11 protein-coding genes are annotated in these 15,724 nt (G+C 72.8%); 3 read left to right on the forward strand and 8 right to left on the reverse strand.

Annotated elements, in window-relative coordinates; all coding sequences use genetic code 11:
* Window positions 1-106 precede the first annotated feature (106 nt).
* Window positions 107-2,908: a glycosyl hydrolase gene (locus ACFC0Z_RS03010; RefSeq protein ID WP_376432093.1), complete on the forward strand. Its 2,802-nt coding sequence runs from the start codon at window positions 107-109 to the stop codon at window positions 2,906-2,908.
* Between the two features lie 115 nt (window positions 2,909-3,023).
* Here the strand turns inward: ACFC0Z_RS03010 and ACFC0Z_RS03015 are convergent, their stop codons facing one another.
* The 8 genes from ACFC0Z_RS03015 to ACFC0Z_RS03050 all read right to left on the reverse strand — a co-directional run bounded on the left by ACFC0Z_RS03015 (window position 3,024) and on the right by ACFC0Z_RS03050 (window position 12,337).
* Window positions 3,024-4,049: a LacI family DNA-binding transcriptional regulator gene (locus ACFC0Z_RS03015; RefSeq protein WP_376432095.1), complete on the reverse strand. Its 1,026-nt coding sequence runs from the start codon at window positions 4,047-4,049 to the stop codon at window positions 3,024-3,026.
* Between the two features lie 108 nt (window positions 4,050-4,157).
* Window positions 4,158-5,501: an amidohydrolase family protein gene (locus ACFC0Z_RS03020; protein ID WP_376432097.1), complete on the reverse strand. Its 1,344-nt coding sequence runs from the start codon at window positions 5,499-5,501 to the stop codon at window positions 4,158-4,160.
* A 169-nt stretch (window positions 5,502-5,670) separates the two neighbouring features.
* Window positions 5,671-6,351, reverse strand: coding sequence for a GntR family transcriptional regulator (locus ACFC0Z_RS03025; RefSeq protein WP_376432099.1), 681 nt, complete (start codon window positions 6,349-6,351; stop codon window positions 5,671-5,673).
* A 38-nt stretch (window positions 6,352-6,389) separates the two neighbouring features.
* Window positions 6,390-7,385, reverse strand: coding sequence for a LacI family DNA-binding transcriptional regulator (locus ACFC0Z_RS03030; protein WP_376432101.1), 996 nt, complete (start codon window positions 7,383-7,385; stop codon window positions 6,390-6,392).
* On the reverse strand, window positions 7,382-9,160 hold the full coding sequence (locus tag ACFC0Z_RS03035; protein WP_376432103.1) for a glycoside hydrolase family 36 protein: 1,779 nt from the start codon (window positions 9,158-9,160) through the stop codon (window positions 7,382-7,384). Before ACFC0Z_RS03035 ends, ACFC0Z_RS03030 begins: the two co-directional genes overlap by 4 nt.
* A gap of 2 nt (window positions 9,161-9,162) precedes the next feature.
* Window positions 9,163-10,017, reverse strand: a complete 855-nt coding sequence (locus tag ACFC0Z_RS03040) for a carbohydrate ABC transporter permease (protein WP_376432104.1) — start codon at window positions 10,015-10,017, stop codon at window positions 9,163-9,165.
* Window positions 10,014-10,925: a carbohydrate ABC transporter permease gene (locus tag ACFC0Z_RS03045; RefSeq protein WP_376432106.1), complete on the reverse strand. Its 912-nt coding sequence runs from the start codon at window positions 10,923-10,925 to the stop codon at window positions 10,014-10,016. The genes ACFC0Z_RS03040 and ACFC0Z_RS03045 overlap by 4 nt, the downstream gene beginning before the upstream one ends.
* Entirely contained in the window at window positions 10,922-12,337 is a 1,416-nt protein-coding gene (locus ACFC0Z_RS03050; protein WP_376432108.1) for an ABC transporter substrate-binding protein, read from the reverse strand. Before ACFC0Z_RS03050 ends, ACFC0Z_RS03045 begins: the two co-directional genes overlap by 4 nt.
* Window positions 12,338-12,560: 223 nt before the next feature.
* Here ACFC0Z_RS03050 and ACFC0Z_RS03055 point away from each other — a divergent pair, with 223 nt between their 5' ends.
* Complete coding sequence (locus tag ACFC0Z_RS03055; protein ID WP_376432110.1) at window positions 12,561-14,546, forward strand: hypothetical protein; 1,986 nt, start codon at window positions 12,561-12,563, stop codon at window positions 14,544-14,546.
* Window positions 14,543-15,712, forward strand: a complete 1,170-nt coding sequence (locus ACFC0Z_RS03060) for an aminotransferase class V-fold PLP-dependent enzyme (protein ID WP_376432112.1) — start codon at window positions 14,543-14,545, stop codon at window positions 15,710-15,712. The genes ACFC0Z_RS03055 and ACFC0Z_RS03060 overlap by 4 nt, the downstream gene beginning before the upstream one ends.
* Window positions 15,713-15,724: the final 12 nt, after the last annotated feature.

Consider the following 15,724-nt stretch of genomic DNA (forward strand, 5'->3'; position numbering starts at 1 on the left):
CGGTTCTCTTGACACCCAGGTTTCGAGAGTTTTACGTTCTCGGCCGTCCGGACATTCTGAGAGCGCTCTCACTCATCCCCCACCATGAGGACATGAGGTGCCGTCCATGCCAGCGCCCCGCGCCAGCAAAGCCCCCCGCGCCAGATCAGCCGCCGTGCTCACTCTGGTCTCCGCCCTCGCCGCCCTGGGACTCGGCCCCGCCGCCGCCCCCGCGGCCGCCGCCACCGTCCCCTCGGGCGCCGGCAGCTACTCCGACACCCGCCCCGCCGGAACCTCGGGCCCCACGACCAACACCGGCGCCCCCGTCGCGCCCAAGCTCACCGCCGCCGCCCAGGGCAAGCCCGTGCCCACCAACGACTGGTGGTCCTCCCTCGCCTTCCAGCGCTACGGGGACAACCCCTGGTCCACCCCCATGTACGGCCATCCGCTCACCTACCAGGCCACCTCCGGCGGCCTCGACATCGGCTACCCGACCACCCCGGCCGTCGTCGGCGAGGGCCGCCAGTACGAGTACGCCCACCAGCGCGACCTCACCCTCGGCCTCACCGGGCTCAACTCGCCGGACACCAAGGTCGACGCCTGGTCCGACTGGACCGTCACCCCCGCCTGGTCCGACGGCACCCGCACGCTCCGGACCACCATCGGCCACGGCATGCCCTTCGTGTACGCCAAGGGCACCGGCGGCGACGCCCGGATCACCACGGCGGGCAGCCCCACCGTCTTCGCCGACCAGGGCAACGTCCTCGGCATCACCGTCGCCGGCCACCACTACGCCCTCTTCGCCCCCACCGGCACCGACTGGAACATCTCCGGCTCGACCCTCACCGCCGGCCTCGGCGGCAAGGACTACTTCTCCGTCGCCGTCCTGCCCTCCACCGGCGCCCTCGCGACCTACAAGAAGTACGCCTACAGCTTCGTCACCGGCTCCACCGTGAACTGGACCTACGACGCCGGAACCGTCCGCGCCACCTACGCACTCACCACCGAGGCCAAGGAGGGCACCGAGCGCGGCACCCTCCAGGCCCTCTACCGCCACCAGTGGCTGCACACCACGGACCCGCTCACCGCGTACACGTACGTCTCGCCGCGCGGCACCATGAAGGTCCGCGAGGCCGCCTCCTTCACCACCTCCCAGCGCGCCGCCGCCACCCTGCCCGCCCTCCTCCCCGGCGGCACGGGAGCCGACCCGGCCCGGCTGCGCGGCTACCTGAACGAGGTCGCGAACGCCTCCGACCCGTTCTCCGGCGCCGTCGACACGTACTGGACCGGAAAGGCCCTCGGCAAGCTCGCCCAGCTCGTCCCGCTCGCCGACCAGATCGGCGAGGGAGCCGTCCGCGACAAGCTCCTCGGCCTGATCAAGGGCCGTCTCCAGGAGTGGTTCACGGCAGGCGGGGCGGCCGAGTTCTCGTACGACGGGTCGTGGAAGACCCTCACCGGCTACCCGGCCTCGTACGGCAGCGACACCGAGCTCAACGACCACCACTTCCACTACGGCTACTACGTCTACGCGGCGGCGATCGTCGCGCAGTACGACCCGTCCTGGGCCGCCGACTCCGCCTGGGGCTCCATGGTGAAGACCCTCGTCAGGGACACCGCCAACCCGAGCCGCACCGACGGCGCCTACCCCTTCCTGCGCGGCTTCGACGTCTACGCCGGGCACAGCTGGGCCAGCGGCCACCAGGGCTTCGCCGCGGGCAACAACCAGGAGTCGTCCTCCGAGTCGACCAACCTCAGCGCCGCCCTCGTCCTCTGGGGATCCGCCACCGGCGACGCCTCCCTGCGCGACCTCGGCACCTATCTCCTCACCACCGAGGGCGAGGCCATCGCCCAGTACTGGTTCGACGCCGACCAGCAGGTCTTCCCGTCCGGCTTCACCCACGACACGGCCGGCATGGTCTGGGGCAGCGGCGCCGCCTACTCCACCTGGTGGACCGCGAACCCCGAGGAGATCCACGGCATCAACGTCCTGCCGGTGACCGGCGGTTCACTCCACCTCGGCGGACGCCCCGACGCCGTCCGCCGCAACATCGCCGAGATGGAGCGCGAGAACGGCGGCCCCGCCGTCGAATGGCGGGACATCCTCTGGGAGTTCCAGTCCTTCGCCGACCCGGCCGCCGCCAAGGCCAAGTGGGACGCGGGCAACGCCGGATACACCCCGGAGGCGGGCGAGTCCAAGGCCCACACCTACCACTGGCTCACCGCCCTCGACACGCTCGGCGCCCCCGACGCCTCCGTCTCGGGCAACCTGCCCACCTCGGCGGTCTTCACGAAGGGCACCACCCGCACGTACGTGGCCCACAACCACGGCACGACCGCCCGCACCGTCACCTTCTCCGACGGCAAGACCCTGACGGTCCCGGCCCGTTCCACCGCGACCGGCACGGGATCGGGCGGCGGCACCGACCCGGACCCGGAGCCGCAGCCCTCCACCGGCAACACCTTCCGGCTCCGCTCCGGCGGCACGCTCACCACGGCCACCGGAGGCACGGAAGGCAGCGACACCGTCCTCTCCGCCCAGGGCGCCAACCACGACGGCACGCCGAACCGTCCGCTCGTCTACGAGATCAGGAACGTCAACGGCACCCTCAGGGCGGGCGGCACCACCGCCTTCCGGCTCCACGTCGACGCCGCCGGCCTCGTCGGCCTCGGCCAGCAGGCCCGGATCAGCTACGACCTCACCGGCGACGGCAGCTTCGACAGGACGGAGACGTACCACTACTTCGCCACCGACCCGGTCGCCGGCTGGGAGGAGTACGCCCAGACCCGCGGCCTCAAGTCCGCCACCGGCACCCTCGGTGACCTGCGCGGCGGCACGGTCCGCCTGGAGGTCTGGGCCGCCATCGGGAACGGGGACGCGAAGCTCAGGACGGGCGCGGACCAGTCCGTGATCGTCATCCCGTACGACTGACCCGTCCCGCAAGACCGACCCGTCCCGTAAGACCGACCAACCCAGCAAGACCGACCCACCCCGCGCGCACAAGGGAGCGGATGACCTCCGGGCCATCCGCTCCTTCTCGCGTTCCTCAGGCCGAATCGCGCCGCACGAGCGAGGTCGGGGTGATCACGGAGGCGGGCGCCGAACCCCCGTCCCCGTCCAGGCGCCGCATCAGCAGCCTCACCATGAGCCGTCCCATGCCCTCGATGTCCTGGCGGACCGTGGTGAGCGCCGGGACGGTCAGTTCGGCGACGGAGGCCATGTCGTCGAAGCCGACGACCGCCACGTCCTCCGGGACCCGCCTGCCCCGCTCGCCCAGGGTGCGGAGCGCGCCCTTCGCCATCAGGTCGTTGGCGACGAACACGGCGTCGAGGTCCGGCCGGGCGTCGAGGAGCTCGGCCATCGCCAGGGCGCCGCTCTCCTCGGTGAACGAGCCGTGCCGGAGCAGCGCCGGATCGGCGTCGGGAAGCACGTCGTGGTAGCCGTGCAGCCGGTCGGTGGCGGAGGTCTGGTCGGGGGGCCCGGCGATGTGGGCCACGGCCCGGCGGCCCAGACGGACCAGATGGCCCACCGCCTCGCGGGCCCCGCCGCGGTTGTCGGCGTCGACGTACGGCACGGCCGGGTCGGTGCCGGGGCCGGGCCGCCCGCCGACGACGACGGGGATGCGCGCCCGGTCGATCAGGGCGATCAGCTCGTCGTCGCTGTGGAGCGAGAACGCGAGCGCCCCGTCGACGTGCCCGCCGTCCAGGTAGCGGGAGATCCGCTCGTGGTCACCGGGACCCTCGGCCCAGAGCAGCACCAACTGGGTGTCGTGCGCCGTGAGTTCCCGGCTGATCCCGCGGACCTGCTGTTCGAAGAACGGGTCGGAGAAGATCCGGAACTCGGGCTCGGCGATGATGACGGCCACCGCGCCGTTGCGCCGGGTGACGAGGGTGCGGGCCGCGTGGTTGGGGACGTAACCGAGCTCCTCGACGGCCCGGTTCACCTTCTCCACCAGCGGAGCGCGTACCCCCGCACCCCCGTTGACGACCCGCGAGGCCGTGGCGCGGGACACGCCCGCGCGCGCGGCGACGACTTCGAGCGTGGGGCGTGACCCCGTGGGCTGATCGGGCAAGGCGGGCGCTCCCTCGTCTGCGTCTCCTGAGCTGCGGTCCGTGCCACCAGAATAGCCGTGGCCCTCCCCGCTTGAGAGCGCTCCCAGGCATCGGCCCGCCCCGAGACGTCAGTCCAGGAACTCGCCGTTGCGCGCCACGACCGCCCCGCCGTGCACGACCATGTCCCGCTGCGGCATGTCGACGACGACCTGAGGCGTGCACTCGCCGCGGACGAGGACGAAGTCGGCGGGCGCGCCCGGCGTCAGGTCGGCGTGGGCGAGGCCCATGACGTCCGCGCCGCCGTGGGCCGCCACGCGGTAGCAGTCCTCCAGCTCCTCGTCGAGGCGCACGTCGCGGACCCAGCCGAGGAGCTGCGCGCGGTGCAGCATGTCGGCGTTGCCGAAGGGGCTCCACGAGTCGCGGACACCGTCGGAACCGAGACCGACCCGCACGCCGTACTCGCGCAGCCGCGCGATCGGCAGCACCAGCGAGTCGGACGGCGCCACCGTCGTGAGCGCGATGTCCTGGGCGCCCAGGTCGGCGGCGAGCGCGCCGAGTTCGCGGTCCGCGAGGCCCGGCAGGCAGAAGACGTGGCTGACGGTGACCTTCCCGGCGAGCGACAGCGCGCGCGTACGGTCCACGATGCCCCGCATCGCCGCGAGGCCCTTCTCGCCGCGGTCGTGGAGGTGGATGTCCACGCCGACGCCGTGCCGGTCCGCGATGCCGAAGACGATGTCGAGCTGCTCGTCGAGGGCGTGGTCGAAGCCGATCGGGTCGATGCCGCCGATCATGTCGATGAGCCCCTCGCGCGCCGCCTGCTCCAGGAGCGCCGCCGTGCCGGGCGTACGGACGACGCCGTGCTGCGGGAAGGCCACGATCTGCACGTCGAGGGCGTGCCGCAGCCGCTCGCGGGCCTGGCCGAGTCCCTCGACCCCGGTGAGGCCGTACGCCGGGGCGACGTCGGCGTGGGCGCGCATCGCACGCGTGCCCCGGGTGACGGCGTGGGACATCAGGCCGTACGCGCGTTCCGCGACGGAGCGGCGCTGGGCCTTGAAGAGCTCGACGTCCTGGGCGACGTAGTCGGCGATGGTCTCGGCCGGCCGGCGCGACACCCAGGAGCCGCCCCAGGTCGTCTTCTCGGGGTGGATGTGCGCGTCCACGAGCGAGGGGAGCGCGATGCGTCCGCCGCCGTCGACCACCTTCGCGCCCTTGGGCGCGGGGCCGCGGGCTATGCGGCCGTCGACGACGACGAGGTCGGTGGGGGCGACGGCGCCGAGCGGGCGGACGTTGCGGTAGACGACGGCCTTGGCGCGGCGGCCGGCCGCGCCGGACACGGCGGCCTCGTCGCGGGAGAGCGGGGCGGCCTGGGCCGCGCCGGCGGTGGCGGCCGTGGTCGCGGTGGCGCCGGCGAGGGCGGCGGCTCCGGCGAGCATCGTGCGGCGGGAGAGCGCGGGGGTGGGGGAGGGCTGCATGGGGGCTCCTTCGGCGAGGCCGGTAGGTGGTCCCCGTTTTGTATACCAAGCGTCACGCCGTGAACAAGGGTGACGATCGGGAGTCCGGAAAGTCCACGAAATCCGCACGAAGAGAGACGGCGACTCGGCGCCGGAGATGCTTGAAGTCGGGATTGGTATACAAATACTCTCAGGCGTCGCCGAAGAGGGACCGGAGCGCGACCGCCCTGCTGTCCCGCACGTGCAGCAGCGTGCTCGCCGCCGCCGCGTCCGCGTCCCCCGCGGCGATGTGCCGGAACATCTCCGCGTGCTGGGCCCGCATGTGCGCGGGCTCCTCGCGCAGCCCGAACAGGAGCCGCAGCTGCCAGCTCAGCTGCCCCATCGTCCGGGCGAGCAGCGGATTGCCCGCCAGTTCCACCACGCTCTCGTGGAAGGCGGTGTGGGCGGCGACCTCCTGGCTCGCCTCGTCCGCGGCGGCGGCCGACTCGGCCTGCCGCAGGGCGGTTTCCAGGGCGGCGAGCCCCTGGCCGCCGCCGTCGCCTCGGCCCGCGCCCGTGGCGAGGGCCCGCGCCGCGAGCCGGGACGCCTGGACGGCGAGCGGCTCCCACACCTCGTACAGGTGCTCCACGTCGGCCCGTTCGAGCCGGCGGACGCGCACCCCGCTGTGCGGGAGCAGTTCGAGCAGGCCCTCGGCGACGAGCGCGCGCAGCGCCTCGCGGACGGGGACACGGGACATGCCGAGCTCCTCGGCGACCTCCCGCTCGACGAGCCGGGCGCCCTGCGCGTACCGCCGGTCGACGATGCGCTGGAGCACGGCCTCGCGCGCCCGCGCGCTGAGCGAGGCCGCTCCGGCCTTCCCGGACTCCGTCACTGGCCCTGTCTCCTTCCCGAGAACCGACCCGGTGCCTCCTACGAGGCCACCGGACCCGTCGACGCGCGGATGACGAGCTCCGGGTCGAAGAGGAGCTCGCCCGTCGGCACCTCGCGGTTGCTGACCAGCGCGAGCACGCTCCGGCCCACCTCCAGGGCGAGCCGGTCGGCCGGCTGCCGGACCGTGGTCAGCGCCGGGTCGGTGAACTCGGTCACCGTCGACCCGTCGTAGCCGACGACCGACACGTCCCCCGGCACCGACAGGCCCTGGCGGCGGATGCCGCGCACGGCGCCGAGCGCCATGAAGTCGCTGGCCGCGACGATGCCGGTGACTCCGAGCCCGACCAGCGTCGTCGCCGCCGCCTGCCCGCCCTCCACGCTGTACGACTGGCGCACGACCCAGTCCCCGGCGTCCTCGATGCCCCGCCGGGCCATGGCCTCGACGAACCCGCGCACCCGGCGGTCGGCCGGCCGGTTCCCCGCCGGGCCCGAGGACATGCCGATCCGGCGGTGTCCGAGCCGGTGGAGGTGGTCGACGGCCAGCTCGGCGGCGAGCGCGTCGTCGGTGGAGAAGACCGGGACCGGCACGCCGTCCGCGAACTCGCCGTTGATCCCGACGTACGGCACGCGGCGCTGCCGCAGCAGCTCGTAGCCGTCCGTCTCGGCGCCCTCCACGGTGTTGGACGCGGAGAGGAAGACGACGGCCGCGACGCCCTTGTCGACGAGCGAGGTGAGGAAGTCCAACTCCTGGACACCGCCCGGGAAGACGGGGCAGAGCACCGTCTTGAGGCCGTGCGGGGCCAGCGCCGACTCGATGCGCTCGGCGACGTCGGCGAAGAACGGGTTGGAGACGAACTCGGTCACGACCGCGACCAGTTGCCCCTGCGTGACCCGCTCGTAGCCGAGCTCGGCCATCGCCCGCTCGACCGCCTCGCGGGTCTTCTTCGACACGCCCTGCCGCCGGTTGATGACGCGGCTGACCGTGGCCTCGCTGACCTGTGCGTGGGCTGCGACGTCGGTGATCCCGACCTTCATCGCGGTCCTTCCGTGAGTACGAGCGACACCAGACCGCCACGCGGGACGGCCAGGGCGCGGAGCCCTTCCGGCAGGAGCGCCAGCGGATCATCCATCATACGGCCGTCCGGTCCGAGGACCCGGGCGGCCACCCGCCCGCCGCCCCCGGTGACGTCCACGACGATCCGGTCCCGGTCCGAGCCGTTGACCAGGTGGAAGCCGCGGTACGCGGCGAAGTCGAGCTCCACGACCCGGTCGCCGTGCACGCTCACCAGGCACTCGTCGCCCCGCGCCGCCCGCACCAGCGGGTACAGCTCGTCCGGCCGCCCGGGCTCCACGACCCCGTCGAGCAGCAGCTCCCGGTGGTGCAGCCAGCGCCCCAGCCAGAACCGCACGACGGCCAGGTGCTCCGCCGGCGCCTCGTCGAGGCGGACGGAGATCTGCGGCACCGCGTGGAGCGCGCCGATCATCTGGCGCGCCACCGCCTCGACCGGCGCGGTGGGCGACCACATGACCATGTCGGAGTGGACGGCCCCGCCGACGGCGAGGAGGGAGGTGTCGACGGTCCTGACCCGGTTGGCGGTCGCGTCCGCCGGGCAGTCGAAGGACCGCAGCATGTTCCCGTACGGGGCCATGCCGGGACCGACGTACGGCTGACGCAGTTCGAGCAGCAGCCCGGGCCGTACGGCCTCCAGCGCGCGGCGCACCTCCGTGAGCAGCGTGGTCATCGCGAGGCCCACGTCCCCTGCGCCGTCGCCCGCGTACACCCCGGCCTCGTCGAGGAAGTCCAGCTTGAGCCCGTCCACGCCGAACTCCCGCACGAGCGAGACGCACAGGTCGACGACGTGCCGGCGGACCTCGGGCAGGCGCGGGTCGAGCACGAAGGCGCCCGGCACCGTGGCCCGTACGGGCGCGGAGGACTCCCAACGCGCGTGGCAGTCGGCCTCGGGGCCGAGGAGCAGCGGCGCCGTCCAGAGCACGTACCGCAGTCCCCGGTCGCGGACCCGGGCCACGTGGGCGGCGAGGTCGGGGAACTTGGCGGTGTCCGGCGTCCAGTCGCCGACCCCGGCGTACCCGCGGCCGTTGCCGAAGCGCTGCCAGCCGTCGTCGAGGATGAGCACCCCGCAGCCGAGGTCGGCGGCGGGCCCGGCCTGGGCCTCGACGGCTCCGGCGGTGACGTCCTGGTTGAAGGCGTACCAGGTCGAGTACACCGGCAGGCGGGCCGCGTCCGGCACCGGCATCGGCGGGAGGGCGGCGGCGAACCAGGCGCGGACCCGTCGCAGGGCGTCGGCGACGGACGGGGCGCGCGGGACGAGCAGGATCCGGTGCGGCCCGTCGGACGCGGGCAGGGCGAGGTGCACGACGTGCGTGTCGTTCTCCTCGGAGACGCCGAAGCGGATCAGGGCCTCGGGCACGGGGTCGGCGGCGGCGAACGCGAGGAGCGTCGCCCCCGAGTGCTCGTACAGGCAGCCGACGGCGGGCCCGCTGACCAGGAAGGTTCCGCTGATCCCCTCCCAGTCGGCCACCAGCGTCCGCCGCCAGCCGCCCTGCGGATGCCAGTACCCGGCCGCGTCGCCGAGCGGGACCGAGAACCGGATCTCGACGGGCAGCCCGTCGGCCCGGACGGAGAGCATCCGGGTCCCGCCCGGGAGCTCGGTCAGCTCCCAGTCCGGACGCACCTCCGGGTGGCCGGGGGAGAGGACGGCGATCGACACGTCGTCGAGCAGTGGCTCGGAGGGGGCGGGGGCCGCGTGCGCGGTGGTCACGGTGGCGCTCACGGGGGTACTCGTGGTCATGTTCATTCCTTCACCGCGCCCGCGAGGAGCCCGGACACGAAGTGGCGCTGGAGCGCGAGGAAGACGATCGCCATCGGTACGGCGGCGACGGCGGTGCCGGCCAGGATGGCGCCGTAGTCGGTCTCGTCGAGGCCCTGGAGGGAGGCGAGCGCGACCGGGATGGTGAACGTGCTGTCGTCGCGCAGCACGATCAGCGGCCACACGAAGTCGTTCCACTGGTAGAGGAAGAGGAACAGCGCGAGCGCGGCGAGCGCGGGTCGCATCGGGGGCAGCGCGACCCGCCAGAACAGCCGGAACTCCCCGCAGCCGTCCATCCGTCCCGAGTCGAGCAGCGCCTGCGGCAGCCCGGCCATCGACTGGCGCATGAGGAAGATGCCGAAGGGCAGGGCCAGGTTGGGGGCGATGACGGCCTGGTAGGTGTTGAGCCAGTGCAGGTCGGCCATCATCTGGAAGAGCGGGACGAGGGTGATCTGCGCGGGCACGACCAGGCCGAGCATGAGCAGCCCGAACAGGGCCTCGCGGCCGCGGAAGCGGTACGTGGCGAAGCCGTATCCGGCGAGGGTGCACACGGCCCCGGCGAGCAGCGTGTAGACGGTCGCGATGCCGAGGGAGTTGAGCACGACCCGGCCGAAGTCCGCCGTCTCCTGGAGGGTGGCGAGGTTCCTGGCCAGCTGCCCGCCGGGCAGCAGCGGCGGCGGGCTGTCGAAGATCTCCCGCGAGCTGTGGGTGGCGCCGATGGCGAGCCAGTAGAAGGGGACCGCGACGGCGGCCAGGGCGATGGCGAGCCCGGAGGTGAGCAGGATGCTCCGGCCGGGGTGGCGGAGCTGACCGGACGTGCCGGTGCGGTCGGCGGTCACGACTTCTCCCCGAGGAGACGGAACTGGAGCAGGCCGAGGACTCCGACGATCAGCGTGAGCGCGTACGCGATGGCGGAGGCGTAGCCGAAGTCGAAGTACTTGAAGGCGTTCTGGTAGAGGTACACGCCGATGGTCAGGGTCGCGTTGTCGGGCCCGCCGCCGGTCAGGACGTACGGCTCGTCGAAGAGCTGGAGCGTGCCGATCGTGGACAGGACCGTGGTGAGCAGCAGCGCGGGCCGCAGGCCGGGCAGCGTGACGTGCCGGAACGCGCCGAACGCGCCCGCGCCGTCGACGGCCGCGGCGTCGTACAGCTCGCGCGGGATCGTCTGGAGCCTGGCGAGCAGGATCACCGCGTTGTACCCGGTGTAGTGCCAGGTCAGCGCGAGCCCGAGGGAGATACGGGCCCACATGCCCTGGGTCAGCCAGGGCACCGGGTCGATGCCGACGAGGCCGAGCAGCCAGTTCACGAGGCCGTACTCCTGGTTGAGGAGGACGGAGAAGACGATGCCGTACGCGACGAGGCCCGTGACCATCGGCAGGAAGAAGCCGAGCCGGAAGACGGGCCGGCCGCGCAGCAGGGTCGAGTCGAGGGCGACCGCGAGCCCGGTGGCGAGCGCCAGCATGAGCGGCACCTGCACGAGGAGGATCACTCCGGTGTTGCGCAGCGCCGTCAGGAAGAGCGGGTCCTCGGCGAGCCGGAGGTAGTTGTCGGCGCCCACGAACGTCTCGGTCGCGCCGACCTTGCGGTGCAGGCTGAGGAAGAACGACCAGACGATCGGGTAGAGCTTGAACCCGGCGAACAGCAGCAGGGCGGGCAGGACGAAGAAGTACGGGGCGGCCGTGCCCCGCCGCCTCCGCTGACGCGCGGAGGGGCGGGACACGGAGGCGCCGGGGGCGCTCGCTGTCATCGGGCGTTCTTCCGGCCCGTCTGGCGGGCCAGCTCGGTCGCCGCCTCGCCGAGGACCTTCGCCGGGTCGGCGCCCTTGAGCAGCACCTTCGTCTGGGCGTCGGTGACGAGCTTGAGCGCGCGGGCGTAGTCGGAGGTGTAGTTCACCGCCGGGCTCGGGGCCTTGAGCGCGGCGAGGAAGGTCTCGCCCTTGCGCTGCCCGCTGAAGAAGGCGGACGGCTCGTGGAAGACGGCGTCGTCGTACGCCTTGAGGAGCGCGGGCGCGATGCCCTTGCCCCGGTAGATGCTGACCTGCGAGGCGGGGCGGGTCAGCGCGAACTCGACGAAGGACCAGGCCGCCGCCTGCTGCTTGCTGCTGCCGGAGACGGCGAGGTGGGTGGAGTTCACCGTGGCCGCGGTGGGGCCGCCGCGACGGACGGCCGGGGGCAGCCGGACCTTCCACTTGCCGGCCTCCTCCGGCACCTGCTCCTCGATGATCCCGCCGAACCAGGTGGGCCAGGGCAGGACCGCCGCCGTGCCCTTCGTCAGGGAGCTCATCAGGGCGTTCCAGCCGCCCGCGAGATCGCTGACGAGCCCGGCGTCGTTCATCTTCTTGATGATCGTCATCGCCCGGACCGCCTCCGGCGAATCCAGGGCGATGTTGCCCTCCAGGTCGAAGTAGAAGGTGCCCTGGAGCTGGAGCAGCATCTGGAAGAAGTTCGCGGCGTCCGGCTGCGAGGCCGGCTTGTCGATGCCGAGGAGGTGGACGCCGGTCTTCGCCTTGAGCTTCTTGCCCGCCTCGATGGTCTCGTCCCAGGTCTGGAGCGCCTCGACGTCGACACCGGCCTTCTCGAAGAGGTCGGCGCGGTAGTAGAACCCCGCCGAGTTCGCCTCCCAGGGAAGCGCGTTGACCCGCTTGCCGTCGGGGGAGACGGTGGCCCAGAGGCCGTTGGCGAAGGCGTCCTTGTGGGCGGTCGCGCCCAGCGGGGCGAGGTCGGCGAGGCCGCCCGGGAACTTCTCGACGTACCCGGGGAGGTAGTCGACGCCGATGTGCAGGACGTCGGCGAGGCCCTGGCCGCCGGCCGCGAGACCGGCGGTGATCTTGTCCCAGATCGCGGGGTTGCCGATGTCCTCGACGGTGACCTGGATGTCGGGGAACTTCTTGTTGAACTCGGGCAGCAGCGCCTTCAGTTCGGCGGCGGGACCCTGCCAGGACCAGACGGTGATCTTGCCCTTCTTCGGGTCGCCGGCGGAGCCCGAGGCGCCGGCGCCGGTGTCTCCGCTGCCCGAACAGCCGGTGAGGCCGAGCCCCGCGAAGCCGGCCGCGGCGAGGGCGCCGCCCCCGAGGAGCACCTGCCGGCGTCCGGGGCGCTGACCGGTCCGCTGACCGGTCCGCTGTCCGGGCTGCTGTCTTCCGCTGGTCTGGTCGGTCATGTCGGGTCCCCTTGCTCACGTGGTTCGTCGTGGTGACGGGGCGGGACGTTACAAGCAAGTTCGCTCGACTTGCAATTGAGCCGTGAAAACTTTCAGTCCGATCGACTGTCGATTCATGACGTGACCATTGCGAAGACGTCATGGCTGTTGCTAGCGTGCCGCCCGCCCTGACCTGCCCCGCCCTGACCTGCCCCGCACCGCCCAGACCCGGGAGAGACCCCGCATGTCGCGCACCCGCCTGTCGCTGCTGTCCGCCGTCGCCCTGCTCGCCTCGCTGGCCCCGCTCGCCGCGACCGGGACCCCGGCGGCGGCGAGCGCGCCCGCCCAGGGCCCCGCCGACGCGCCCCTGTCCGTCGCCAACCCCGGCTTCGAGCACGGCGTCTCCGGCTGGGAGTTCACCTCCGGAACGGGCGTCGGGACCAACTACCCGCACGCCGGGAACCGGCAGGCCTACCTCGACGCCGGCAGCGGCCTGAAGGTCTCCCAGACCGTGACCGCCACCGGTCGCGGCGACTACCTCGTCTCCGCCTGGATCGCCACCGGCGGACCCGGCGCCCGGTACGTCCTGCGCGTCGACGGCACCACCGTCGCCGAACGGACCCTGCCCGCCGCCGCCAACTACCGCCGCCACACCCTCGGCCGGATCGCCCTCGCCCCCGGCGACCGCCTGGAGATCGCCTTCGAGTCGGGCCAGGGCTGGGTCAACGTCGACGACGTGATGATCTCCCCGGCGAGCCCCGCCGACCCCCGCGTCACCTCCAGCGACCCCGAGATCGTCGCGATGTTCGACTGGGCCAAGACCAAGGCCAACAGCTGGGTCCACCTCCCCGGCACCCGCGGCCCCCTCAACGCCGACGAACGCCAGACCGGCGGCATCGGCAACGCCGTCTACGGACCCTCCTACTGGGCCGGCTACGCCAACCGCAGCGCCTACTACTCCCGCGACATGGCCCACCAGCTGTCCGGCGCCGGAGTCCTCGGCCTCCACGCCGAGAACAAGGAGATGCTCCGCGCCTTCGCCGCCTCCGCGACCGACGAACACGCCTACTACCCGGTGTGGGCCCTCAACTTCGACAACCGGACCTACCTCTCCATCGACTACCGCGACCGGGACCTCTTCGTCCGCGAGGTCCCCGCCCCCTTCGAGCTGGTCCAGAAGGCCGAGGAGGCGTACCGCTGGAGCGGCGACCCCGCCTACCTCGACGACCCCGCCCTCTGGGCCTTCTACCGCCACGCCACCGAGGAGTTCGTCACCCTCCACGACGGACAGAAGGACAACGGGCCGGGCGTGAACGTCGCCGAAGGCACCGGCAAGGGCATCTTCCAGGGCGTGGCCAGCTACAACGAGACCAGCAACGACCCGCTGGCCGAGGCCGGCGACGCCATCGGCTCCCAGTACCAGGCCTACCGCGCCATGGCCTCCCTCGCCCGGGCCAAGGGCGAGCACGCCCTCGCCGCCCGCTTCGCGAACCGGGCCCGCGACCTCAAGACGTACTTCAACACCACCTGGAGCGGCACCGGCACCGGAGCCGACATGGTCCGCGGCTACACCACCGACGGGCGCGCCCTCACCGGCTGGGGCAAGGAGAACAGCTGGTTCATGCCGATGAAGCAGATCGTCGCCCCCGGCGAGCGGCGCGAGGCCTACCTCGACTACATCGACCAGCAGGCCGAGGGCGACGGCCGCCCCGACAACATCGAGGCCCTCACCTACCTCCCCGACACCTTCCTCACCAACAACCGCGCCGACACCGCGTGGAAGTGGATGCGGCACATCTACGCCCAGAAGGACGTCCAGCACGTCAACGCCCGCCAGGGCACCAACGGCGACTACCCCGAGGTCTCCTTCACCCTCGTCGGCCAGACCGTCCAGGGCCTCATGGGCGTCACCCCGAACGCCCCCGCCCGCAAGCTCGCCACCCAGTCGCGCCTCCCCTCCGGCATGGACTGGCTGAGCATCGAGGACCTGCGGATCGGCGACTCCGTCTTCGCCCTCCGCCACGACACGGACCGCCGCTCGACCCTCACCCACACCTCTGGCACCGCCCCGTACACCTGGGAAGCCCGCTTCCCCGGAGCGCACGCGGCCGTCACCGTCGACGGCGCGGCCGCGAAGGGGGCCAGGACCGAGGTGATCGACGGCGCGACCTACACTGTCGTCCGTACGCGCGTGGCCCCCGGCCGCACTGTCACGATCGAGGTCCGATGAGCACGACAGCCGCCTCCCGAGAGGGCCGCACCCCGGCCGCGTTCCCCGGCGGGGCCGAGCTCTTCGGCCTCACCCCGGCGGTCGCCCACCTCAACCACGGCTCCTTCGGCGCCGTCCCCCTGCCGGTCGCCGAGGTCCAGCGGCGGCTCGCGGAGGAGGTCACGGCCGACCCCGACGCCTTCTTCATCGGCGTACCCGACCGCATCGCGGCCGCCCGGGAGCGCGTCGCCGCCCACCTGGGCGCCGACGCCGAAGGCCTCGCCTTCGTCGCCAACGCCACCGAGGCCGCCAACCTCGCCCTCGACGCCCTGCGCCTCGAATCCGACGACGAGGTCCTCGTCACCGACCACGGCTACGGAACGGTCGTCGCGGCCGCCGAGCGCCGAGCCCGGACGGTCACCGTCGAACTCGGCCTCGGCCTGCCCGACGAGGACGCGGTACGCGAGGCGGTGCTCGGCGCCGTCACGCCCCGCACCCGAGCGGTCCTCATCGACCACATCAGCTCGCCCACCGCGCGGATCCTCACCACGCCCCGGCTCCTCGCCGAGCTCCGCGAGCGCGGGATCGCCACCGTCATCGACGGCGCCCACGCGCCCGGCATGCTCGCCGACCCCCTCGCCGGCGAACCGGACTTCTGGTTCGGCAACCTCCACAAGTGGGCGTACGCCCCCGCCGGCACCGCGATCCTCTCGGTGGCCCCCGCGTACCGGGCGCGCGTCGCCCCGCCCGTGCCGTCCTGGGAGGACGAACGGGGCTACCCCCGCTCGGTCGAGTTCCGGGCCACCGTCGACTACACCGGCTGGCTCGCCGCGCCCGAGGGCCTCGACCTGATCGAACACCTCGGAGCGGCCGACGTCCGGGCCCACAACGCCGGACTCGTCGCCTACGGTACGGAGTTGCTGCTCGACGGCATCCCGGGCGCGACGCCGCTCCCGTACAGCGAGGGTCTCGCGATCCGCTCGCTGCGGCTGCCGGGCGGTCTGGCCCGGACGAAGACGGAGGCGGCGGAGCTGCGGGAGGAGATCGCCGCGCGGCTCGGCCACCGCGTCCTCATCTGGAACTGGCCGACCGGCGGCGGGATCCGGATCTCCGGGCAGATCTACAACCGCCCCGAGGAGTACGAACGCCTCACCGCCGACCTGCGGAAGCTGCTGGCCGGCGGCTGAGCGAACGAGACG

This window comes from Streptomyces sp. NPDC056144 (assembly GCF_042264145.1).
Classification (GTDB): Bacteria; Actinomycetota; Actinomycetes; order Streptomycetales; family Streptomycetaceae; genus Streptomyces.

Excerpts from the sequence above, each read along its gene's own strand:
- ACFC0Z_RS03030 (WP_376432101.1), bottom strand. The coding sequence starts at position 7,385 with ATGAAGGTCGGGATCACCGACGTCGCAGCCCACGCACAGGTCAGCGAG.
- ACFC0Z_RS03055 (WP_376432110.1), top strand. The coding sequence starts at position 12,561 with ATGTCGCGCACCCGCCTGTCGCTGCTGTCCGCCGTCGCCCTGCTCGCC.
- ACFC0Z_RS03010 (WP_376432093.1), top strand. The coding sequence starts at position 107 with ATGCCAGCGCCCCGCGCCAGCAAAGCCCCCCGCGCCAGATCAGCCGCC.
- ACFC0Z_RS03060 (WP_376432112.1), top strand. The coding sequence starts at position 14,543 with ATGAGCACGACAGCCGCCTCCCGAGAGGGCCGCACCCCGGCCGCGTTC.
- ACFC0Z_RS03020 (WP_376432097.1), bottom strand. The coding sequence starts at position 5,501 with ATGCAGCCCTCCCCCACCCCCGCGCTCTCCCGCCGCACGATGCTCGCC.
- ACFC0Z_RS03035 (WP_376432103.1), bottom strand. The coding sequence starts at position 9,160 with ATGACCACGAGTACCCCCGTGAGCGCCACCGTGACCACCGCGCACGCG.
- ACFC0Z_RS03050 (WP_376432108.1), bottom strand. The coding sequence starts at position 12,337 with ATGACCGACCAGACCAGCGGAAGACAGCAGCCCGGACAGCGGACCGGT.
- ACFC0Z_RS03045 (WP_376432106.1), bottom strand. The coding sequence starts at position 10,925 with ATGACAGCGAGCGCCCCCGGCGCCTCCGTGTCCCGCCCCTCCGCGCGT.